Source organism: Candidatus Hydrogenedentota bacterium, assembly GCA_018005585.1.
In the GTDB taxonomy this organism is placed as follows: Bacteria; Hydrogenedentota; Hydrogenedentia; order Hydrogenedentales; family JAGMZX01; genus JAGMZX01.
In genome coordinates this window covers 1-21,754 of record JAGMZX010000071.1, presented here as the reverse complement: position 1 = coordinate 21,754, position 21,754 = coordinate 1, and the positions used below count along the sequence as shown (strand labels likewise).

The window sequence follows — 21,754 nt, the reverse complement described above, 5'->3', positions numbered from 1 at the left end:
GGCGGGGTCCGGCGCGTGAAGCAGGCCGCGCCGGCACCGGCCGAAGCCTCTGTTGCTAACGAGTGGAGTGAACGAAGATGGCGATAGCCGTACAGGGACAGATTACGGGCAAGCTCGTGCGCATTTCGGGCCCCATGATCGAGGCGGACGGGATGCTCGGCGTGGGTATGGGCGAAATCGTGCGCGTCGGAGAATTGGGCCTCCTCGGCGAGGTCATCCGCATCGACGGCAGCAAGATTTTTGCGCAGGTGTTTGAAAGCACCGAAGGAATGTACCTCGGGGAGCCGGTCGTTGCGACGGGCGCGCCGCTGAGTGTCGAACTTGGGCCGGGCCTGCTCGGGGCCACCTTTGACGGCATTCAGCGCCCTCTCGAAACGCTGCGCCAGTCGTCGGGCGACTTCATCGGCCGAGGCATTACCGCCGTTGCGCTGGACCGGGAGAGGAAATGGGGCTTTGCGCCGCGGGTCAAGCCGGGCGACGTGGTCGCCGGCGGCGATATCCTGGGCGTGACCCAGGAGACCAAGGCCATTGAGCACCGTATCCTCGTGCCGCCGCGCGGCGCCGGCGTAATCGACTGGGTCGCGCCCGAGGGCGAGTATACGGTCGAGCAGGTGGTCGCGCGGCTCCGGGACGGCTCCGAACTGAGGATGATGCACCAATCGCCCGTGAAACAGGGCCGTCCCTTTGCGAAGAAGCTGCCCATGAACATGCCGTTCCTCACGGGCCAGCGCGTGCTGGACTGTCTGTTCCCCATCGCGATGGGCGGGTCGGCGATTGTGCCGGGCGGCTTCGGCACGGGCAAGACCGTCGTGGAGCAGAGCCTCTCGAAGTTCTGCAATGCGCAAATCATCGTCTATGTCGGCTGCGGCGAACGCGGCAACGAGATGACGGAAGTGCTGAGCGAATTTCCGCACCTCGAGGACCCGAATACGGGCGATTCGCTGATGAGCCGCACGATTCTTGTGGTAAACACGTCAAATATGCCCGTGGCCGCGCGCGACGCGTCGGTATACACCGGCATGACGCTTGCCGAGTACTACCGCGACATGGGCTACGATTGCGCGCTCATGGCGGACTCGACCAGCCGTTGGGCCGAAGCGCTGCGCGAAATCTCGTCGCGCCTCGAGGAAATGCCCGGCGAAGAGGGCTACCCCACGTATCTTTCCGCGCGCGTCTCCGAATTCTACGAGCGCACCGGCCGCGTCGTTTGCTGTGGCACGGTAAAGGAAGGCGAGCAGCCGCGCACGGGCTCGCTCTCGGCCGTCGGCGCGGTGTCGCCGCCGGGCGGCGACTATTCCGAGCCGGTCACGCAGACCTCGCAGCGCGTATCTGGCGCCGTCTGGGCGCTGGATGCGGCGCTGGCGTACCGCCGGCACTATCCGGCGATCAACTGGAACCGCAGTTATTCGCTCTACTTTGACGCGCTCAAGCCCTGGTTCGACCAGTACGGGCCGCCGAACTGGATCAAGTTGCGCCAGGAGGTGATGACCCTGCTGCAGCGCGACGCCGAATTGCAGGAAGTGGTGCAACTCGTCGGCCCCGACGCCTTGCAGGACAACGAGCGGCTCGTGCTCGAAATCGCGAGGCTGATCCGCGAGGTGTTTCTGCAGCAGAACGCGTTTTCGAAGAATGACGGCTTCTGCGGGCTGCCGAAGATGGGCGGCCTGATGGATATCCTCATCTCGTTCTACGAGGAATGCCAGGGTGTGCTCAACCGCGAGGTCCCGTTGCGCCGCGTTCTGGAATTGCCGGTCCGCGAGGATATTGCGCGCTTGCGCGACGTCGCCAACGAGGAATTCGCCGAGCGCAAGAACGCCGTTCATGAACAGATGAAACAAGCCCTCGCCGCGCTGCAGGCGCGGTGACGACGCAAGAGAGGTATAGCGCCATGCCTGAAACGACAAGCGAGAGCATGTTGCACACCGAATACTGGAACCTGACCTATGTGTCCGGTCCGCTCATCTTCCTGAAGAACGCCGAGCAATTCCCGACCGGCGCCATCCTGGACATCCACCTCGAAAACGGGGATGTGCGCCAGGGTCAGGTCCTGGAATCCACGAAGACGCACGCGGTCGTGCAGGTGCTGCAGGGCACCTCGGGCATCGACGTCAAGGGCACGTCCGTTTCCCTGAAAGACTCCGCGGCGCGCGTGGCTTGCTCGCCGGACGTGATTGGACGCCGCTTCAACGGCACCGGCGAGCCCATCGATGGGCTGCCGCCGGTCGTCGCGGAGAAGGAATTGGAGATTTCCGGAAGCGCCATTAACCCCGTCGCGCGCGCGCAGCCGAACGACTTTATCGAGACGGGCGTTTCCGCGATTGACGGGTTCAACACGCTCGTGCGCGGGCAGAAGCTGCCCATCTTCCTCGGCTCGGGTTTGCCGGGCAACGAACTGGCCAACCTGATCGTGCAGAATTCGGGCACGACGCGCGCCGAAGAACAGTTCGTGATTGTATTCGGCGCCATGGGTATCACGGCGCGCGAGGCGCAGTATTTCCTGCAGGCCTTCGACGAAGGCGGCCAAGGCTCCCGCGTCGTCGCGTTTCTCAATCAGGCCGACGATCCCGCCATCGAGCGCATTTTCACGCCGCGGTGCGCGCTGACCGTCGCCGAATACCTCGCCTTCGAGAAGGGGTACCAGGTGCTGGTCATCCTGACGGACATGACCAACTACTGCGAAGCGCTGCGCCAGGTGTCCTCGGCCCGGGAAGAGATTCCCGGCCGCCGCGGGTATCCCGGCTACATGTATACGGACCTCTCGACCATATACGAGCGCGCCGGACGCATCCACGGCAAGAACGGGTCGGTAACGCAGATTCCCATGCTCACGATGCCGGACGACGACATCACGCACCCAATCCCGGACCTTACGGGGTACATCACCGAAGGACAGATCGTGCTGAGCCGCGGCCTGCACCGGCAGGGCGTGTTCCCGCCGGTGGATATCTTGCCTTGTCTCTCGCGCCTGATGAACAATGGCATCGGCAAGGACAAGACGACGGAGTGGCACCGAGAATGGTCGAACCAGCTCTACGCCGCCTATGCACAAGGCACGAACGTGCGAAAGCTGATGGCAATCGTCGGCGAAGACGCGCTCACCGACCTGGACCGCAAGTATCTGGGCTTCGCGAACGCGTTCGAGCGGCGGATGCTCGGACAGGGATTTACCCGCCGCAGCATCCAGGAGACCTTTGACCTCGGTTGGGAACTGCTCGCCATGCTGCCGAAGGAGGAACTGACGCGCATCAACAAGAAGACGTTGGATGCGTATTATTCGCCCATCATGAAGGACGGCGTGCACTCCCCGTATTTGAAGTCGCACGCATAGCATTACGAACGGGATAACGCTTCATGAGCCTTGACACCTTCTCTCCGACGCGCATGAATCTGCTCCAGCGCAAGGCGCAGATTAAGCTGGCCGTCGATGGCGTGGTCCTGCTGAAGGGCAAGCGCGACGCGCTGCTGCAGGAGTTGCTGAAGCGCGCGCGGGAACTGCGTTCGATGCGCAACGAACTGCATCACCGCGGCCGCGGCGCCGCTGTCGCGCTGGCCCTCGCGCGCGCGGTTTGCGGCACGCCGGAATTGCGCTCGGCGGCCCTGGCCGGCCGTCGCGAGATCACGCTCTCCGTGCACACGGAAAAGGTGTGGGGCGTCGGCCTGGGCGATATTACGGTGGACGGCGTCGTGCGCGACCTGAAGAGCCGCGGCATCGGTATGCTCGACAACTCGGCCCACGTTCACGAAGTCGCGCAGGCTTATGAGGAAATGCTCGAGCAGCTCCTCAAATGCGCGCCGATGGAACGCAACCTGCAGGCCATCGGCCAAGAAGTCAAGAAGGTAAGCCGCCGCATCAACGCGCTTGAAGAGTACCTGATTCCAAAGCTGAGCGGCGAAATGAACGCCATCTCGCGCGTGCTCAATGAGCGCGAACGGGAAGATACGTTCCGCATGAAGCGCATTAAAGGGAAGAAAGGCCGGCAGCGTCTCGCCAGTGAAACGGCCGAAAGCGGGGGGGCTGACCATGCGTCTGGCTGACTTTCTGCGCCCGGACCTCATCAAGATGAACATGGAAGCGCGCTCGCGGGAAGAGGCCATCGCCGAATTGCTCGATGTCCTCGTGCAGGCACATGAGGTGTCTTACGCCCGGCGGGATGGTGTTCTCGAAGCCCTTCTCGACCGCGAGAGCATCCTGGGTACCGGCATGGAGTATGGCGTCGCCATTCCGCACGCCATGTCGGAACTTGTGGATGATACGGTGGCCGCGCTGGGAACGGTCCCGGCGGGCATCCCGTTCGAGTCGCTCGATGGGGCGCCTACGCGGCTGGTCCTCTTGATGGTCTCGCCGAAGAACGATTTCGCCGGCCGTGTGCGCATCAATTCCTATGTGGGGCGCCTGTTCTCCAATCCCGCGGTTGTGGAAACCCTCGTGTCTCAGCCGGACGCCCAAAGCCTTCTCGACCTGATGACCTGCATGGAAACGGAATTCCCGCCGCCTGAGACGCGTCAGGCGCCCGGGCAAGCAAGGTCGAGCGATTCTTGACTGCTCCCGGACGCTTGGAGTAGCATAAGTGCTGTAAGCATGGTCGGTTCCGCGACGTTCGCCCGTTCCATGACTCCGGGCGGGAGCCGGGTTCGCGGTCTGTCTACCGACCGTTAGATATACAAGCCCCGCCTGGTGCGGGGAACGTTACCCGACTGCGGCGGGGCAGTGCCCCAGGACGGAAAAGGAGAGAGAATCATGCTGAAGAAGAAGGCGGCTGCAAAATCGCTTGACAAGACGCCGAAGCTCGTCAAAGACGCCATTGGCAGCATTACGGACCGCGCCGAGAAGCTCAAAGAGAAGATTGGCAAGCGCGCGGAAGACGCAGCAGCCGGCACGCAGCGGCGCGCCACGAAACTGATGCTCTCGGTTATCGATTTTCAGAAGACGACCTTCGACAACACCTTCAAGGTGATCACGCAATTGCAGGAACAGTCGGAGAAGGTTATTCAGAACCTGGCTGAGGACGCCGGCTGGCTGCCGAAGGAAGGGGTGGCGATCGTCAAGGAGTGGCTGCGCATGCTGCGCGCGGGCCGCGCCGACTTTCAGAAGACCGTGGACAAGAGCTTTGACCTGGTGACCGACTATTTCGAGCGCGTGGTGAAAACGGACGCAGCGCCTGCGGCCGCGCCGAAGAAAGCCTCGGCCAAGAAACGTCCGGCGCGGAAGAAAGCCGCCTCGAAGAAACGCGCCGCCAAATCGTGAAGCCGCACCGCGCAGGAGCCACTAGACTGCGGCCGCTCGAAGAGTTGTTTTCCGGGGCGGCGACGGGGTATCTTGCCGCACAGATGAGAAACGCTGGCGCGCAAGGCGTGCCCAGGCTGCGGCGCCGGCGCTATCCGTAGCCACGGAGGCAGTGGGGAATCACATGGCAACGCAGAAAAAGTCCAAGCGCGTCTACCCCTGGTCCGAGAAACTTGGCACGCATACCATAGCCTTCGAGTTGATGAAAGCGGAGGACCGGGACCGGTTGCTCCGCTTTACGCAATCCCTGCCCGCGGACGACGTGATGTTCCTGCGCAAAGACATCACCAAGACGGCCGTCGTCGACGACTGGATCGACAAGATACGGCAGGGCTCGACGATTACAGTGCTGGCGAACGACGAAAAACACCGGATTGTAGGGTATGCCAGCCTGCATCGGGACCAGTTGCTGTGGACGCGCCATCTGGGCGAAATCCGCGTCGTCATCGCGCCGGAACTCCGTGGCATCGGGCTGGGTAAGCGTCTTGTTCACGAAATGTTCCAGGTGGGGCGCCAGCATAAGCTGCAGCGCATCGTCGTCAACATGCGCCGCGATCAGATGCCGCTTCAGGTCATGCTGGAACGGCTGGGATTCAAGGCTGAGGCTTTGCTCACGGACTGGCTGATGGACGCGGAGGGGCACACCCACGACCTGCTGGTTATGTCCTGCCGGCTGGACGACCTCTGAGGCGCGAACCGCTTCCCTCTGGAGTGGCTGCGTCTCGCGCAGCGGCCCTCAGGAGGTTCAGCACGCCTCCGCCGGTTTCTCATGCTGCTGGCGGATGATTTCGATGTATTGCGCCCCCTTCACTTCGGCCGTTCCGCGCAGTTCCCGGAAGCTGGCATCGAAGTAATCCGCGATCCTCTTCAAGTCCTGGTCCGTCTTGCCGTCGCCTATGAACGTGATGAACAGCTTCTGGTCATAGCTGGTGATAGCCATGTTCACGCCCATCTCCAGGGCCACCGGTAACGCGGGATACATGGCGAGCAGCTTGTGCCCGCACGAATAGAGCGGTATCTGCGGCCCCGGCACGTTCGTGCAGATCAGATTGGCGGGCGGGACCGGCGCGGCCACGGTGGACATGGTCCCTTGAACCAGCGGATGCGCCCACGCGCCCAGCGCCAGCGCCTGCAGAAACGCCGGGGCTCCCTGCACGACGTCGAACATCAGGGCGATCGCTTCCGCCACGCGCGCTTCCTTCAATTGACGCATGAGCACGTCGGTGGCGCGCAGCCGCTCGGGCGCACCCTCCGGATGCAGCGGCAGTTCAACGGGCATAAGCGAGATGTGATTGCCCAGCGCGGCCCGCTCCGTTTCGCGGCGGACGTTTACGGGCACGAGCACCCGAAGCGACTCCGGCAACCGTTTTCCCGGCCGCATCTCCTGGAAATACTTGCGCATCGCCGCGCCCAGAACGGTCAGGATCACGTCGTTCACGGTGCCGCCGAGCACCGCGCGAATGGCGCGCGCGTCTGCGAACAAGTATTCACGCCAGTACACGACGCGCTCACCGCTCAGCGGCACATTGAACGGCATGCGCGTGAACGGGAGCAGGAAGCGCGCCATCGTTGTGGCGAATTTCTTGAAGTTCCGCGCCACGCTTACCGAATCGAAGCCTCGCGCATAGGCCGCCAAGCCGCGCTGCCACCGGGACCAGTGCCGCAGCGTGTCGCTGGCATTGTCCCATAGCGCATCCACGACCAAATCCTTCGCCGCGGGCAGGGGCGCCGGCCGGAAGCGGGGTTTTGGTATCTTCGGCGGGTCGGGCACAATGTCGAGCAATACCAGCGCGAGACCGATGCCCGCGACGCCGTCTACCATGCAATGATGTACCTTGACCACCACGGCGGTGCGGTTGCCTTCGAGTCCCTCGACGAAATAGACCTCCCACAACGGCTTGTTGCGGTCCAGCATGCCGGTAAAGATCTGGCCCGTCAGCGTGCGCAACTCTTCTTCTGTCGCGGGTGCCGGGAGCCGGACGCGGAACACGTGATTCTTGATGTCGAAATCCGGGTCGTGCTCCCAGACGGGATGACCCAACTGCAGCGGCGTGAAGAGGACGCGTTGCCGGTAGCGGGGCACAAGATGCAACCGGGATTCCAGCGTCTGCACGAACTCTCGATAGGGGATGCGGCCTTCGAACACGCACACGGCCCCCACGTGCAGCGGCTGTTCCTCCCGTTCGAGATAGAGGAAAAAGGCGTCCATGGGAGACAAGCGTCTGTCCAGATGATTCTCTGACATGCCTGCGGTTCCCCTGTTCTTGCGGTGACGCGCATCTGCAACGCGCATTTCCGCGGAATTATAGCCAATGAACCGCGCACAAGACAAGGTCCGTGTCTAAGTGCTACCCAATCAATGGGTTGGACGGCTGGTAACCCGGTGCGCGTGTTATGCTACAATCCTCGTGTAACGCACGTGGCCAAGGCAAGGAGGATCATCAGGCATGGCCCATGCCGGCGCGGTCGCCATCGTCGAAGAACCTCGTCGCGCCAATATCTCCTTTTGGCGTGAATTGTTCAGCGCCGTCGACTATGTCTCGCTCAAGCTTGCCCCCGTCTACTATGGGTACGGGGTGCCCCACGGCCGCGGGGAACCGGTGATCGTGGTGCCCGGCTTTCTGGGGTGCGACCTTTACCTTATCGAGATGTATCTCTGGCTCCGGCGCGTCGGCTACACCCCGTATATGTCACGTATCGGCCAGAACGCCGAGTGTCCCGACCTCCTTATCCACCGCTTGCTCCGGACCTTGAACTATGCGTACAACGCCACCGGCAGACGGGTTCATCTCGTCGGCCACAGCCTGGGTGGCGTGCTCGCCCGCGGCGTTGCCGCGCGCCGGCCCGACCGGGTCGCCTCGGTGATCATGCTTGCCTCCCCGTTTCGCGGCGTCCGCGTGAACCCGTGGATATACCGCACCATCGAGCGCTTGCGCAGCCGGCTGCATGGGCGCCGCTGCTACGGCAAGCAATGCTTCACCGCCACGTGTGCCTGCGGTTTTTCCTGCACGATGCGGTACACTTTCCCGGGCAACATTCCTCAGACCGCCGTGTATACGAAAAACGACGGCGTAGTCGATTGGCCTGTGTGTATCAACGACGACCGAACCACGGACGTGGAAGTGAGCGGCACGCACATCGGCCTCGTCTGGAATCCGGAGTCTTATCGCGTTATTGCGCAGCGGCTCCACGCCGCGGAGCGGCAATGGCGCGCCGCCCGGCGCGGCAAACCGCGCAAACGCGAGCCCGACGTCCTGCCTGCCCGATGATTCCCTTGCGGGGTGTGCGGCGTCAGGCGCGCAGGCTTGCGCCGCGTGAAATGGCCGGAAAACCGGTGCAGTCCTGGAACGTGGACACAACCGTGTCGGTTCCTGTATATCCTGAGGACTCAACAAGCGAGGGTTCTGCCGGTGAATCCGTTTCTTGGGGTGACACTGCACGCGGTGGGCGGACTGGCCGCCGCCAGCTTCTATATTCCGTACAAGGGGGTGCGGCGCTGGTCGTGGGAGAGCTACTGGATCGTTGGCGGGATATTCAGTTGGATTATCGCGCCGTGGACCGTGGCGCTGCTCACGGTGCCGGACGTGGCCGGCGTTCTGCTCGCGGCGGACCTTAAGACGCTGTTCTGGTGCTATTTCTTCGGCGTGCTGTGGGGGATTGGCGGGCTGACGTTCGGACTGTCGGTGCGGTACCTGGGCATGTCGCTCGGCTACGCGATTACGCTGGGCTTTTGCGCGGCGTTTGGCACGCTAATCCCGCCGCTCTTTGAGGGCCGCATGCCGGAACTCGCGAGCCACTTCAGCGGCTGGGTGGTGATCTCGGGCGTAGGCGTCTGCCTTGCGGGCATCGCCACGTGCGGCCACGCGGGTATACGCAAGGAGCGCGAACTCTCCGCGGAGGCGAAAACGGCGAGCATCCAGGAGTTCGATTTCTTCAAGGGCGTGTGGGTTGCGGTGCTGTCGGGCGTGATGAGCGCGTGCATGAACTACGGCATCACGGCGGGCAGGCCTCTGGCCGAACTGGCGGGCAATATGGGTGCGCCCGCGCTGTTCGTGAACGGCCCGGTGTTCATCATCGTGCTCGCGGGCGGGTTTACAACGAACGTGCTCTGGTGCGTGTATCTGAACCGGAAGAACCGCAGCGGCGGCGACTATGTGAATACGGATACGCCGCTTCTCTTGAACTTCGCGCTCTCTGCCCTTGCGGGTACCACGTGGTATTTCCAGTTTATGTTTTTCGGCATGGGCAAGACGCAGATGGGGACCTTCGACTTCTCGAGTTGGACGCTGCACATGGCGTTTATCATCATTTTCAGCAATATCTGGGGCCTGATTTTCCGCGAGTGGCGCGGGTCAAGCCGGCGCACCTTGCACTGGGTACTCGCGGGCATCCTCGTGCTGATGGCGTCGACTATCGTCGTGGGCACGGGCAACACGCTCGAAGAACGGCGCAACCAAGACGCAACCGCGCAGGAAACGGCAGCCACAGGGGAAGCCGCCGCCGCGCAACCGGCCTCACTTCCCCTCGGGGAAAATGCGGACCAGCACGGCACCGTGCCGGGGCACACGACCGGCGAAATCCCCGTCGAAGGCGCCCAGGTCCTGCTGCCGCCAGAGGTCGCGGACCCGTCGTGACCCGGTCACGCCGAGTTCGGTCCACGTGACACGCACTTCCCGCTCGATTTCGTCCAGGTTGAAGAGCCCGACGGACTTCGACCCGTCTTCCATGTCCTTGGCCCAGGCTTCCACGAGGTCGCCGTGCATGACGGGCGCGGCGGCGCGGCAGAGCGGGTCTTGATCGATTTCGAGAACCTCGTCGTTTGTCAGCAGGCTAAGCGTGAAAGGGTCGAGCTTCGAGATGTCGCCACTGAAGATGAACGGCACCGCGAGCAGCGCCCACAAGGAGATGTGAAAGTACTGCTCGTTCGGCGTCAGTGGCGTGGGCCGCAGTTCGCCATGCCAGCCGATGTGCCCGATGAGCAGGTAGTCGGGATCGTTATAGTGGCCGGGCCGGTTCCACTGCGCCTTGTCGTGGTGGAAGAGGCCGTAGCTCACCACGTTCGTGAAGAGGTCCGTGGCCGCGCCGAGGTCGCCCGTGGTGCGCCAGCAATTGCCGCCCACTTCCGCGCCCCATTCCCACACGTTGCCCATCCCGTACTGGCACAGGTTGTAGACGATGTCGCGGGGCTGCGCGTCGAGGGCGCGCCGCATCGCGAGATAAGGAGCCTTGAGTTCCTCGAGCGTGGGATTGCGCACCATATTGCCGTAGGAGCACCAGTCGTATTTGAGGAAATCGAAGCCCCATTCCGCGAACCGGGCCGCGTCCTGTTCCTCGTGCTGATAGGTGCCCGCGTAGCCGGCGCAGGTCGTGGGTCCGGGCGAGGTGTAGATGCCTGCCTTCAGGCCCAGGCTGTGGATGTAATCCGTGAGCGCGCGCATGTCCGGGAACTTGCCGTTGCTGTTGATCCGGCCTTGCGCGTCGCGCTCTTCGCCGCTTACGGGTTTACGGCGCGCGCCGGGCCGCACGGACCAGCCGTCGTCGATGTTCACGTAGGCGTAGCCGTGATTGACCATGCCGGACGCCACCATCGCGTCCGCGGCAGTCCGCATCATCTCGTCCGTCACGGAATCGAAATAGCAGTACCAGCTGTTCCACCCCATGGGCGGCGTTAGCGCTACGGTGTCGCCCGCGATGATCCGGAAGTCGCGCCGCGCCTCGCCAAGCGCGTTCTTGGCGCACAGCAGGACCTTGTGCTCGCCTGCCGCGGCCAATACGCCGCTGATGCGGCCGGTCTCAGCATCGAGCGTCAACCCCTCGGGCAGCCCCTCGGCCCCAAACGTCATGGGGCGGTCGCCCGTCGCGGGAATCGTGAACAGGAAGGGCGAACCGGGCCGCACGCCGAAGACGCGCGGGCCGTTGATTCGCGGTTCGCGCGGCGCGGGCGGCGTCAGGATGTACGGCTCTTCGCGGGGTGGGTCGATGGCCTCGGGCCGCGCGCCCTCGAACGCGATGCGCACGTCCGCCCAGTCCGCGTGGTCGAAGCTGACGCCGTCGCCCGCGGGGTCCGCGAGCAGCGCGAGTGTCTGTACGCCCTGCAGGTCAAGTTCGAACGGGACGGCGGGCTCGTTTGCCTTGCGCACGCCGCTGTCCCACAAGACCTTGCCGTCGCCGATGACGCGGAACCGCACGCTGGCGGCCGCGCCGTTGACCTCGTCGTCGATACCCGCCGCGCCCGTCAGCGCCTTGGCCTCGCCGTGCAGCGCGACATACAGCACGCTGTGCGCGTGCGTGCCCACGCCGTGTTCGTACGCCTGCCCGGCGATACGCAACGGATTCTCCTGCACGGACTGGTTCGCGCGGGGCTGGCCCCAACCGGCGGTCATCCTGGCCAGATCGAGTTCGGCGAGGCCGACCGTATCGGCAAATGGGGCGGAACTCAGCAGGACCGTCAACAGCGCGCGTATCATCACAGTGCTTCCTCCAGTAGTGGGCCGTGGCATCAGCGCCCGAACCGGTTCTTGAGTTGGTCGAAGAGCACCGCGGCGAGCAGGATGACGCCGCGGGCCACGTATTGACTGAAAGTCGGCACGTTGAGCAGGCTCATCACGTCCTGGACCGTGCCCATGATCAGCACGCCCACGACGACGCCCGTGACTGTGCCCACGCCGCCGGAAAGCGACACGCCGCCGAGCACGCACGCGGAGATCACGTCGAGCGAAAACCCGACGCCGCTGTTCGGTTGGCCGCTCGTGAAGCGCGAGGTCAGGATTACGCCGGCGAAGCCCGCCATCAACCCTTGCAGCGTGAAAATGACGATTTTGACGCGCTCGACGGGAATGCCGGAGAGCCGGGTCGCTTCGCGGTTGCCGCCGATCGCCAGCGTGTGCCGGCCAAACGCCGTGTGGTTGAGCACGAACGCGAAGAGGAGGAAGCACGCCAGCGTGATCCAGACCGGATAGGGCACGCTGAACAGGCTGCCCATGCCCAGCACGAAGAATTCCTCACGCACGATGGGCACGGCGGCGCCGCCCGCGACGATAAAGCCTAATCCCCGCACGATTTGCATGGTCGAGAGCGTGGTGATCAGCGCATTGACGCCGAAATAGGCAATAACGACGCCGTTGGTCAGGCCGACAACGCCGCCCGCGACCACGCCCGCCAGGATACCCAGCGCCACGCTGTTCGTCGCGCCAATCACGACGGCCGCCAGCACGCCCGCCGATGCGACTACCGCCTCTACGGAGAGGTCGAAGTCGCCCGAAGCCAGGCAGAGCAGCATCGTGCAGGCGACCATGCCGACCATCGACACCGACAGCGCCAGTTCCATCATGTTGGCCCAGGTGAAGAAATTGGGAACGGCGAAGGCCAGAATTGCGAACATGAGGAGGAAGAGCGCCAGCATTCCGGCACGGTCCCGGAGAAGACCCGCCAGTGTTCGCAGTCTCATCGGAGTCGCCGGCATCAGACGCGATGGTTCCTCGGTTGGGCCTGCTACAATAGCCCGTGTTCCCGCATGACCTGCTCGTAGGTGTCCCGCGTGATAATTATGCCCTCGGTGCGCGTATCTTCAGGCGGCTCGACGCCTTCCGTGACCCACTTGTACATCCATTCCGCCGTTTCGTAGCCGTGGCGCTTGGGGCTGATCAGGCACGTCGCGTAGAACCCTGTGGGCGATGACTTCTGAAACTCGACGACACAACTGCTGCCGCCGATGCCGATACCGATTACCGTGTCCGCGGAGAACCCGCGCCCTTCCATCGCGCGCACCGCGCCGATGACCCCTTCATCGTTCATCGAGGCGACGAGCCACCGCTTCACGTCCGGGAAGCGCGTCAGGAGCGTCCCCGCCGCATTGAAGCTGCCCTCGATATCCGTTGTGCGTTGCGCGGTCTGGTGTATGCGGTCCGCCGGGAACCCGGCCTCGACCAGGGCTGCGATGGCGCCGTCCGTGCGTTCCTTGGCTGTGGTTAGTTGGTCGTAAGTGACGATGCAGGCCGCGGTCTCCTCCACGGGCCAGCCGCGCCGGTCATACTCGCCGTAGAGCGCGTGCCCGACCTTCCTGCCGATGTCGGAGGCGGAGATGCCCATGTAGGGCACGTCCAGGAACTGCCCGTCCGGCCCGACGAGCTGGTCGTCCACCGTGAAGACTTTCATCCCGTACAGGTTCGCCCGCGCCATGATGCCCGGACCAAGGCGCACATCCGGCGTGCAGATGATAAAGCCCTGCGCTCCTTGTGCGCCGAGGTTGCCAATGGCCGCGAGCACCTTTTCCGCGTCCGTGGCGCCAATCTTGATCAGGTCGAAACCGTAACGGTCCGCGGCCTGCTGGGCGAATTCCCATTCCTTTTGGAACCAGACCACCTCGGGCTGTTTGACGAGGAACCCGATCTTGATGCGCCCAGGTTCGCCCCCGCCGGAACAGGCCCCCAACAAGCCCGCGAGCAGCAGTAGTGCCAAGACCCCGCAAGTACCGCGTCTGACTGGCATCAATCGCATCTCCGCTTCCTATTCCAGGGCACGCATGCCTTCCAGATCATCCCGGCAATGGTGCGGGCCGTTCATGCGGGCGTAAAGATGACCGCCAGGATGCGCGCGTCGGCGTCGCCGCTGGCTTGGACCTGGTGCGGCGTCGTGGACTCGTAGTAGATGCTGTCGCCCGCCCGGAGCACGTGCGTCTCGGTGCCGTAAGCCACCTCGATCGCGCCGGAGAGCACGTAGATGAACTCCTCCCCTTCGTGTGAAGAGAGGGTGATGTCCTCCGGCACTGTCGGGTGCACCGTGATCACGAACGGCTCCATGTGCCGGTCTTTCATGTTCGTCGCCAGAGACGTGAATTCGAGCGTGCCGAGGCTCGATGGACTGATGCCGGACAAGTGAAACATGCTGTCCGAATGCCCGCCGCGCACCACGACGGGGCCGCGGTCTGGCGCGTCGTCGAGGAACGTGCCGAGATGCACCCCGAGCCCGCGCGCGATTTTCGTCAGCGGGGCCAGCGACGGCACCAGCTTGCCCGTTTCGAGATGCTCGATGAATTTCGGGTTGCAGTGGCTGCGTTCCGCCAGCTCTTCGATGCCGAGTCCCTGCGCCTCGCGCAATTGCTGAATCTTTTTCCCGACGTGCTCGTCCGACATGCTGCGTTCTCCCTTCGCCCCAGACTTTCGTCCCCGCGCTCCACGGCGACAACGCCGCCCGCACAGCATAGCCGAACAGGCTACGCCGCTGCTACCGTAGCGGCCCCGCGGCCGCGACGTCCGTAGCCGCGGCGTCCCGGTCACGTTCCCGGAGTGGCGCGCCGCCGTTTCTCGACTGCTTGACGCAGGGCGCAATAGCCACGTAGTGTCGCCGTATTCGACCCGTGCAAACACGGGCAAACCGGCGGAGGGCCAGTGCCATGATTTCGCGCAGGGAATTCTTGACAGGATGTGCGGCGGTGGGCGCGGGTTGCTGCCTTTGTCACAGTATCGCGGCGCAGGCCGCCGTGGAAGACGCGGCCGCGCGGACCTACCACGCGTCTATATCGATTGACGCGCTCAATGAGGACGCCGAACTCGCGGGGGCTCTGAAGGATGCTGGCGTGGGGCACGTCTGGGTCGCAAGCTTCTTCCACGGGCATTGGCACCACACGGTCGAGGATGCGCTAGCCTGGAAACGGCGGCTCGAGGCCATGGGCATGGCGGTCCACCAGATCACCGTGCCACTCGGGCACCCCACCTTTACCGAGACACAGCCGGATTACATGCCGGGCGTGCCGTTGATGCCGTGGAAAGGCGGCGTGCGGCCCGACGGCCAACGCTATCACGGTGTCTGCCTCCATCCGGGCGCGACGGAAGCCAACGTGGAAGCGCTGAAGCAACTCAAGGGCGCGGAACCGGGGATTGTCTTTGTTGACGACGATTTCCGGCTGGCCCCGTCGCCGAACGACATCGGAGGCTGTTTCTGCGAGGACCACAAGCGGCAATTCCTCGCGCGGCATGGCTATGGCGAGCCGGAATGGGCCGCTTTGCTCGAGGCCGTCGGCAAACGCGAGCTTGCACCGCTGGTCCGGGCGTGGGTAACAGATGCGTGCGACGAATTGACGGCTTCGTTTCGCGCGCAGCAGGAAGCGCTGCGCCCGGAGGCCGAACTGGGCATCATGGTCATGTTTCTCGGCTCGGAGAAGGCGGGCATCCGGCTCGCGGATTATGCAGGCGTGCCTATGCGCGTGGGCGAACTGATGTTTGACGACGCCTCGTTCGCGCCGTTGAAGGGAAAGACCGACGAGTTGTTCAGTGCCCTGTTTCATCGGCGTTTCGTCGCGCCCGAACGGGCGTTCAGCGAAACGACCGCGTGGCCGCCGGACAAGCTGTCGGCGCGCAACATGGCGGCCAAACTCGCCGTGTCGACGCTGAGCGACGTGCGCAACACCATGTTCATGAGCGGCAATACGCCCTTCCCGCGAACGCACTGGGCCACGCTCAAGCCCGCCATGCGCAAACAGGCGGAGCTGCACCGCCAACTCGCCGGGCACGCGCCGCGCGGACCGTTCAAGCATTTCTGGGGCGAGCACAGCCGCTGGGTCGGCGACGCCAACCCCTACAGCCTGTGGCTGGCGGCGGGGGTGCCGTTTGAAGTCGTAGAAGAACCGGGCGCGGACGGCTGGGTGTTCCTGGCGGACGCGGATGCGCGCGCCGTCACGCCAGATTGGCGTGATAAGGGCGCCACGCTCATCGTGCGTCCCGACGCAGGGCCACAGACGGCGGACCTTCGGGCGGTGGAGGAGTCCCTGGACGCCCTGTTCGGGCTCAAGCATGCCGTACTGCCTCACCTCGCGAGTGTTCCGTACATCGAGGAGGACCTGCCCGTCGTTTGCGCGTGGTATCCGACCGCGCGCGCCGTGCTCCTGTGGAATCTGTCCGAGGACCGTAAAGAACTCACCCTGCGCTGCGGTGAAACGCGCCGTGGGGTCGCGGTGGACGGCCTGGACACCGCACTCGTGACCGATGTAAGACTTGAGCGTTCTTGACCCAGGGAGTTCAAGTGGTCAGACTTGTGAGGGTCCGCTCGGGGATGCAGACCGTGCAACAGGCATATGGAGAGGGAAACGCAATGAAATCCGTCGTATTTCTGTCTTGCATCATGGCGCTGGCCGCTTTCGGCGCGTGCGCGAATGAGCCAAACGCTGCCGCGCTTCAAGTGTTCGAACGCGTCTTCGGCGATGCCGTCCGCCTGGACGCCGTGATGGTCCGGAGCGTCATCAGCAGCGAGCCGGGCCAGAGGCATTACGTCGACCCGGACGGCGACGGTCAACCCGAAGAAGTCTGGTTTGTCGACAATGGCTCGCGCCACCCCGAGGAGTGGCGGCCTGTCCTCGTGCGCGCCATCGACGAGGACGGCGACCTGCTTCCGGGCCAGGAGCCGGACCTGGACAGCGACCTCTATGTTGCTGACTGGAAAGGCGATGGCGTGGTGGACGCGGTCCTGGACTACACGGATATCGACGGCGACAACGACGTGGACGAGATGGCCTTCTACTTCCCGGGCAAACCGGCAGGCGCTACCGAGGACGGGTTGATGGCGTGGTGGGGCCGGGACATCGGCGACGACAACCTTCTCTGGTACGACGTGGGCTACACGTACCGGCAGCCGTTGTGCCAATACCGAACCCATTTCGGCGGCGACGAGTTGTTCTGCGCCTTCGCCATCAGCATGAAAGACCCGGAATGGATATGCCTGTGGGAAAACCCGTTCCTCTTTTACGACCACGATGGCGACGCCGTCACCGAAGAGGTGGTGCGCATCGAGGGCCGCAACGAGGGTCTGGGCAAGTTGCGGTACAGCTTCGATGCGGACAACGACGCCACGTTCGAAAGCCCGCGCGACTTCGACGTATCTATCAGCGCGCACGCCGCGCCCGGCCAGACCATCGACCCGAGGCTGATGGAGCGCATCACGTTGCGCGACATCCCGACGGGGCCGTTCCTCAGGTATCACGTCGCGCCGCAGTTCGCGCGCGAGACGCCTTGGGCCGTGCTCATGCTGACCTGGGTCGAGAATGACCTCAACATGGATGGCGACAACCTCGACAACGGCCGCTTCACCGATACCCAGGAACGCTGGGAAGGCGTAATCGCGAAGGGCAACGACGCGTTCAAGCAGATCGGCGGGCCGAGCGGCGGTCTGTACAACCGCCGCTACGAGCTGGCGGAAACGCCCCGCGGGCCGATGCGCCTCTATTACGCGCCTACGGACCAGCGGCTGCACCTGTTCGGCGCGAACCGGATGTGGCTTGCACCGGACCTTGACTACGACCAGCAGGCCGACATGCGCTACGATTATCAGGACGCGGACAACGACGGCTATATCGACACGTGGGTCCTCGACGCGGACGCGGACGGCAACCCGGACGACACCTGGACCGCAGGCGGCGCGCCCCGCTTCGACGTGCGCTACACTTTCGGCGAAGTCACCGCCATTATGCAGCCGCTGGTCGCTGCCGCGCCGGACGCGCTCTTCGCGCTGGACCAGCGCCTCGCGCAGGCCATTGCCGTCGCGGGTGGGACCGATGACGACCCCGTGCAGCGGCTCCTTGCAACGGCTTTCGATGTGCCAAACCTGGACCGTGACCTGCGCCGCCGCCTTTCTCAAAGCAACGAGGCCCTGCGCTATTACCTGGACCTGCTGAAGGACCGGCGCATCGTCGCGCTCAAACGCGTTCACGATGCGCCTGATTTCTGGAAGGCCTTCGGCGCGCTGCGCGGCCACGGCGACCTCGCAGGCATGCAGGCGTTGCTCGAAAAGGAATTCGGCCTGGCGCAGAACCCCTTGCAGGCCCTCGCCGATGCTCATGCCGATTGGAACACCCTGTTGGATGAACCGCGTGCCGCGTGGGCGCAGGACTGGGTGCCGCCGAACATCGGCTGGGAATCGGAACTGTGCGCATACCGCGCCTATTGGGGCCAGTTCGATTTCTTCGGCAAGCACGGGAGCGGTCTGGTCCTGAACAACTTCGCGCCGGGCGCGAGCTATCACGAGGAACAGCCGTGGGGCATGGACGCGCTGCATGTGGGCGCGTCGCCGGGCATCGGCGGTGCCACCCTGTACGTCAACGGCATCGCCTTTCCGGTCTACAGCCCCAACGGCGAAGGCGCCATCCGGTGGTCGAAGCGTTTGATCGAGGCTGCGAACGACCACGTCACGATTGAACTGCTTGCCGAGAATGTGGGCCCTGAAGCCGCGCCATACACCGTGCAATTTACGTGCTCGGCGTTCGCGGGCCGCCGCGACTCCGCCGTTGACATCCTCGTTTCCGGCGGCGCGCCCGGCGACGCCGTCGAACTCGGCCTTGGTCTGACTCGCCTGCCGCAACAAGCCTTCGCCTTCGATTCCGGAGCGGGCATCATGGCCAACTGGGGCGTGCAGCAGGCCGTCATCGGCGAGGTCGGCATGGGTCTCCTGTTCCCGGCGGAACGGTACCTGCGTTGCGCGGACGATGAAGACGAGCACCAGGTCGTGCTGCGAATCGAACGCGGCGAGGCCCTCCGCTACTACATCCAGGGCGACTGGCTGCGCGGCAGGCGTTTCAACCGCTGCCCCACGATTGAGAACTGGATGCGCGACCTGCGCCGCCTCCGCATCCAGGTCATGGCCGGCAGGTGATAACCGGCCCCGGATGCGTACCGCGTTTTCTTTGCCGGACGGGGGTGGCCGTGTTACAGTTTTGGCGCGGATTGGAGCCGGGGGGATGCGGGGGATTTGAGAAGGAGCAGGTGACGCGATGCCGCGAAAAGCGTTCGATCCGAAAGACGCCATAATCAGTTTCTACCGGGACGAACTGCGGGACCGCTACCAGGTGGCGCATGTGCGCAAGTTTGCCCAGTTTGACGTGATCTCGGACCAGTCCATCGATTGCTTGCGCGAGTATTTCCTGGACCACGTCTATCCGCCGCCGGAACGGCGCGCGCAGTTGGACGACGCGTTTGACCATTTAGGCCGGCTGCTGCGTTCTCCGCGGCGGCTGCAGCCGCTCGTGACGACGGCGCTGACTTCGCTCTGGCGGCTCGGGCGCAAGCTGCCTGCGGCGGTTTCGGCCGGGCGCAGCACATTCGACGCGTACGTCGAGACGCGCAAGCTCGAGCGTTATATGCTGGCCGAGGCGGAGAAAGTGCGCCTGACGGAAGCCGGCACGCGCGACCGGCGCAAGATGCTCGCTCTTATCACGAACATCCCGGAGAAACACGTAGACCGCCTGATCCGCGATATCCTGAATCTGTTCCGCGCTCTCGCGAATGTGTCGCTGTTGCGCACGTCGGCCGAGATCATGGACCACGTGTATGAGATTATGGGCCGGCGCGCGGACCTGTACACGGAAAGCGAGCGCGAAGGGCTGGCCCTGGGCATTGCGGTGTTGCGGGGCGGTTTGGAATTGTACGAGGGCATGGACGCGGGCGTATTTCCTCATATCATCGACGGGATCGAGCGGGTCGAGTTTGACTGGTTTGACCGCGTGCGCGCCGTGGTGCGCACGGCGTCCTCATAAGGAGCGGAGGTATGGCGTTTCAGGTCGACTTTGAAATAGAGCGGGCATTTGAAACGGCGTGCCCGTTTGACCGCGTATTCGACGTGCTGTCGGACGTCCCGCGTTCCGTCAGCCACTTCCCGAAGGTCGAGAGCCTGGTCGAACTCGGCGGAGAAAGATACCGATGGGAGATGGAGAAGATCGGACTGGACCGCTACCACATCCAAACGGTCTATGCCTGCAAATACGTGAGCGACCGGGATAAGGGCTCCGTGAAGTGGACGCCGGTCAAGGGCGAGGGCAACGCGGAAGTCAGCGGCAAGTGGACCATCAAGACGCTTGATGACGCGCGGACGCGCGTCAAGCTGGAAACGAAAGGAACGATGAGTCTTCCCTTGCCGTCGCTGGTGAGAATCGTGGTGGCGCCGGTCGTGCGCGCCGAGTTCACGCGGCTGATCGACCAGTATCTTCAAAATCTGGGCCGCACCTTTGAACGCGAGGCGCGCAAGAGGAAAAGCGGCGGGAAGGCCAAGTAACCGGCGTTTCGAAATCCCCGGGAATAAAAGGCAGGGACCACCCATCCAGGGCAGTCCCTGCCGTCTTATCGTTCAGCACTGTGCCGTTTATTTATTGACAGTATGGGCTGACAGGGTCAGGGGAGTCGAGCATGATTTCAACGCGGCGGTTCAGAGCCTGATCGGCCGACGTCTTGTCGGGCGACACTTTCAACTGTTCTTCGCCGTGCTGGCTGGTGACGATGGCCGTAATGTCCTGCTTCACGCCGTTCGCCAACAGGAATGCCTTCACCGCTTCGACGCGCCGCTGCGACAAGGCCATGTTGTAATCGTTGCTGGCCGTGCTGGAGGTGTGTCCGCTCAGCACCACGGTCACTTCCGAGTAGCCGTCATACAGCATGTCGGCAATGCCGCGCAGATAGGCCTGCGCTTCTTTCGACAACTTATCGCAGTCGTCGCAGAACAGGACGTCTTCGAGCACTGGATACGGCTTGGGTTCCGGTATCCCATCCTCGTCCTGCCACGCATCCTTGTCTTCCGCGATCCAGGGCTCGCCATCCTTCATGTCCACAATGCCGTCGCCGTCGACGTCGCTGGCCCAGATAGCGTCAATGTCGGGTTCGACCAGGCGCAGAGAGCGGAAGCCCTCCGTGTGATGGCACCGTTCCCGGATTTCCTCCTCAGCCTTGGCCAGATTCGCCTCGATATGAGCATAGACGACCGGCGCCACTAACTTGGCCTTGCAGGGGTCCAATTCCAGATAACGGGCCCTTAGCCTCTCGAATTCCGCCCTGGTGGCTTCGAGGCTGTCCGGGATCGGAACCACGCCCTTGTCTTCGAGCCCTTGTCCAGAATCCATCGCCAGTTTTGAATAGCGCATGGCCAGCCCGGCGAAATCCCACGTCGCCTTGCGGTCGGACTCCGCCCTTTCAATATACGCCCATTCGAGGAAATTCTGGGCGGATTCTGCCTCATACGGCGACAACTGGTGCAGGCCCATGCGATGCATCTTGGCTACCTGGCACGCCGCTTCATCAATGCAAACCTTCTCCAACTGCGCATAGTCGCGCTCTATCGGAACGGTATGCACGCCGCGTCCGTGCAAGCAGCCCGTCAGCACAAGACACACCACACCCGCCAGAAAGAACATTTTTCTCATGACACCTCACTCCCATGGTTATGCGTGGCCCATTCACGCTGAATCTCATCCGCATTCTTATTCAACCACAAGGGAGTCAATTTGTCAAGGAAAGATGTCGTTCAGCTTCTGATTTTAAGGAATAGCGGCGCCGGGTGCGCGCGCTCAGAGGAGTCTAACGCACAGGGACACTATGGCCTTCGGGGCGATTTCCTGAGAGAGTCGCGTACCGTCGCCGGGCACTGTCACGGGCGACTCTTCTTCAAGCGTAACCTTGGTTGCCGATGCCAGGGGCCTGGCGAAGGTGAGCATGGCCCGCCGGG

18 protein-coding genes are annotated in these 21,754 nt (G+C 63.7%); 12 read left to right on the top strand and 6 right to left on the bottom strand.

Annotated elements, in window-relative coordinates; genetic code table 11:
- Positions 1–77: 77 nt before the first annotated feature.
- From KA184_13115 to KA184_13090, 6 genes are all read left to right on the top strand, one after another.
- Complete coding sequence (locus KA184_13115) at positions 78–1,865, top strand: V-type ATP synthase subunit A (protein ID MBP8130512.1); 1,788 nt, start codon at positions 78–80, stop codon at positions 1,863–1,865.
- 47 nt (positions 1,866–1,912) lie between these two features.
- Positions 1,913–3,328 (top strand): V-type ATP synthase subunit B, encoded by a 1,416-nt coding sequence (locus KA184_13110; GenBank protein ID MBP8130511.1) that lies wholly within the window; start codon positions 1,913–1,915, stop codon positions 3,326–3,328.
- Positions 3,329–3,351: 23 nt separating this feature from the next.
- Positions 3,352–4,035 carry a V-type ATP synthase subunit D gene (locus tag KA184_13105; protein MBP8130510.1) on the top strand — a complete coding sequence of 228 codons (684 nt, stop codon included), beginning with the start codon at positions 3,352–3,354 and terminating at the stop codon, positions 4,033–4,035.
- The gene (locus KA184_13100; protein ID MBP8130509.1) at positions 4,022–4,540 is read left to right on the top strand and encodes a PTS sugar transporter subunit IIA; all 519 of its coding nucleotides are present in this window, start codon (positions 4,022–4,024) and stop codon (positions 4,538–4,540) included. The genes KA184_13105 and KA184_13100 overlap by 14 nt, the downstream gene beginning before the upstream one ends.
- Positions 4,541–4,738: 198 nt before the next feature.
- Entirely contained in the window at positions 4,739–5,245 is a 507-nt protein-coding gene (locus KA184_13095) for a hypothetical protein (protein MBP8130508.1), read from the top strand.
- Positions 5,246–5,408: 163 nt separating this feature from the next.
- Positions 5,409–5,972, top strand: coding sequence for a GNAT family N-acetyltransferase (locus tag KA184_13090; GenBank protein ID MBP8130507.1), 564 nt, complete (start codon positions 5,409–5,411; stop codon positions 5,970–5,972).
- Between the two features lie 57 nt (positions 5,973–6,029).
- Here the strand turns inward: KA184_13090 and KA184_13085 are convergent, their stop codons facing one another.
- Entirely contained in the window at positions 6,030–7,529 is a 1,500-nt protein-coding gene (locus KA184_13085) for a wax ester/triacylglycerol synthase family O-acyltransferase (protein MBP8130506.1), read from the bottom strand.
- A 202-nt stretch (positions 7,530–7,731) separates the two neighbouring features.
- Between KA184_13085 and KA184_13080 the strand changes: the two genes are divergently transcribed.
- Together KA184_13080 and rhaT are read left to right on the top strand one after the other, a co-directional pair.
- On the top strand, positions 7,732–8,553 hold the full coding sequence (locus tag KA184_13080; protein MBP8130505.1) for an alpha/beta fold hydrolase: 822 nt from the start codon (positions 7,732–7,734) through the stop codon (positions 8,551–8,553).
- A gap of 141 nt (positions 8,554–8,694) precedes the next feature.
- The gene (rhaT, locus tag KA184_13075; protein ID MBP8130504.1) at positions 8,695–9,918 is read left to right on the top strand and encodes an L-rhamnose/proton symporter RhaT; all 1,224 of its coding nucleotides are present in this window, start codon (positions 8,695–8,697) and stop codon (positions 9,916–9,918) included.
- Here the strand turns inward: rhaT and KA184_13070 are convergent.
- The 4 genes from KA184_13070 to KA184_13055 form a co-directional block, all read right to left on the bottom strand.
- On the bottom strand, positions 9,799–11,751 hold the full coding sequence (locus KA184_13070; GenBank protein MBP8130503.1) for an NPCBM/NEW2 domain-containing protein: 1,953 nt from the start codon (positions 11,749–11,751) through the stop codon (positions 9,799–9,801). The two genes, rhaT and KA184_13070, sit on opposite strands and share 120 nt — an antisense overlap.
- A 32-nt stretch (positions 11,752–11,783) precedes the next feature.
- Positions 11,784–12,746, bottom strand: coding sequence for an L-arabinose ABC transporter permease AraH (araH, locus tag KA184_13065; protein ID MBP8130502.1), 963 nt, complete (start codon positions 12,744–12,746; stop codon positions 11,784–11,786).
- A 29-nt stretch (positions 12,747–12,775) separates the two neighbouring features.
- The gene (locus KA184_13060; protein ID MBP8130501.1) at positions 12,776–13,771 is read right to left on the bottom strand and encodes an arabinose ABC transporter substrate-binding protein; all 996 of its coding nucleotides are present in this window, start codon (positions 13,769–13,771) and stop codon (positions 12,776–12,778) included.
- Positions 13,772–13,842: 71 nt separating this feature from the next.
- A complete protein-coding gene (locus KA184_13055) occupies positions 13,843–14,415 on the bottom strand; it encodes a cupin domain-containing protein (protein ID MBP8130500.1) in 573 nt (190 codons plus the stop codon).
- Between the two features lie 260 nt (positions 14,416–14,675).
- On the opposite strand from KA184_13055, the gene KA184_13050 reads away from it, so the two are divergent.
- From KA184_13050 to KA184_13035, 4 genes are all read left to right on the top strand, one after another.
- Positions 14,676–16,286 carry a hypothetical protein gene (locus KA184_13050; GenBank protein ID MBP8130499.1) on the top strand — a complete coding sequence of 537 codons (1,611 nt, stop codon included), beginning with the start codon at positions 14,676–14,678 and terminating at the stop codon, positions 16,284–16,286.
- 83 nt (positions 16,287–16,369) lie between these two features.
- Positions 16,370–18,919, top strand: a complete 2,550-nt coding sequence (locus KA184_13045; GenBank protein MBP8130498.1) for a DUF4861 family protein — start codon at positions 16,370–16,372, stop codon at positions 18,917–18,919.
- A gap of 118 nt (positions 18,920–19,037) precedes the next feature.
- Positions 19,038–19,799 carry a hypothetical protein gene (locus KA184_13040; protein MBP8130497.1) on the top strand — a complete coding sequence of 254 codons (762 nt, stop codon included), beginning with the start codon at positions 19,038–19,040 and terminating at the stop codon, positions 19,797–19,799.
- Between the two features lie 11 nt (positions 19,800–19,810).
- Positions 19,811–20,314 carry an SRPBCC family protein gene (locus tag KA184_13035; protein ID MBP8130496.1) on the top strand — a complete coding sequence of 168 codons (504 nt, stop codon included), beginning with the start codon at positions 19,811–19,813 and terminating at the stop codon, positions 20,312–20,314.
- A 91-nt stretch (positions 20,315–20,405) separates the two neighbouring features.
- Here the strand turns inward: KA184_13035 and KA184_13030 are convergent, their stop codons facing one another.
- Entirely contained in the window at positions 20,406–21,452 is a 1,047-nt protein-coding gene (locus KA184_13030; GenBank protein MBP8130495.1) for an OmpA family protein, read from the bottom strand.
- Positions 21,453–21,754: the final 302 nt, after the last annotated feature.

Bases quoted from the DNA above. Each gene is read 5' to 3' on its own strand.
- KA184_13115 (MBP8130512.1), top strand. From the start codon at position 78: ATGGCGATAGCCGTACAGGGACAGATTACGGGCAAGCTCGTGCGCATT.
- KA184_13110 (MBP8130511.1), top strand. From the start codon at position 1,913: ATGTTGCACACCGAATACTGGAACCTGACCTATGTGTCCGGTCCGCTC.
- KA184_13105 (MBP8130510.1), top strand. From the start codon at position 3,352: ATGAGCCTTGACACCTTCTCTCCGACGCGCATGAATCTGCTCCAGCGC.
- KA184_13100 (MBP8130509.1), top strand. From the start codon at position 4,022: ATGCGTCTGGCTGACTTTCTGCGCCCGGACCTCATCAAGATGAACATG.
- KA184_13095 (MBP8130508.1), top strand. From the start codon at position 4,739: ATGCTGAAGAAGAAGGCGGCTGCAAAATCGCTTGACAAGACGCCGAAG.
- KA184_13090 (MBP8130507.1), top strand. From the start codon at position 5,409: ATGGCAACGCAGAAAAAGTCCAAGCGCGTCTACCCCTGGTCCGAGAAA.
- KA184_13085 (MBP8130506.1), bottom strand. From the start codon at position 7,529: ATGTCAGAGAATCATCTGGACAGACGCTTGTCTCCCATGGACGCCTTT.
- KA184_13080 (MBP8130505.1), top strand. From the start codon at position 7,732: ATGGCCCATGCCGGCGCGGTCGCCATCGTCGAAGAACCTCGTCGCGCC.
- KA184_13070 (MBP8130503.1), bottom strand. From the start codon at position 11,751: ATGATACGCGCGCTGTTGACGGTCCTGCTGAGTTCCGCCCCATTTGCC.
- araH (MBP8130502.1), bottom strand. From the start codon at position 12,746: ATGCCGGCGACTCCGATGAGACTGCGAACACTGGCGGGTCTTCTCCGG.
- KA184_13060 (MBP8130501.1), bottom strand. From the start codon at position 13,771: ATGCCAGTCAGACGCGGTACTTGCGGGGTCTTGGCACTACTGCTGCTC.
- KA184_13055 (MBP8130500.1), bottom strand. From the start codon at position 14,415: ATGTCGGACGAGCACGTCGGGAAAAAGATTCAGCAATTGCGCGAGGCG.
- KA184_13050 (MBP8130499.1), top strand. From the start codon at position 14,676: ATGATTTCGCGCAGGGAATTCTTGACAGGATGTGCGGCGGTGGGCGCG.
- KA184_13045 (MBP8130498.1), top strand. From the start codon at position 16,370: ATGAAATCCGTCGTATTTCTGTCTTGCATCATGGCGCTGGCCGCTTTC.
- KA184_13040 (MBP8130497.1), top strand. From the start codon at position 19,038: ATGCCGCGAAAAGCGTTCGATCCGAAAGACGCCATAATCAGTTTCTAC.
- KA184_13035 (MBP8130496.1), top strand. From the start codon at position 19,811: ATGGCGTTTCAGGTCGACTTTGAAATAGAGCGGGCATTTGAAACGGCG.
- KA184_13030 (MBP8130495.1), bottom strand. From the start codon at position 21,452: ATGAGAAAAATGTTCTTTCTGGCGGGTGTGGTGTGTCTTGTGCTGACG.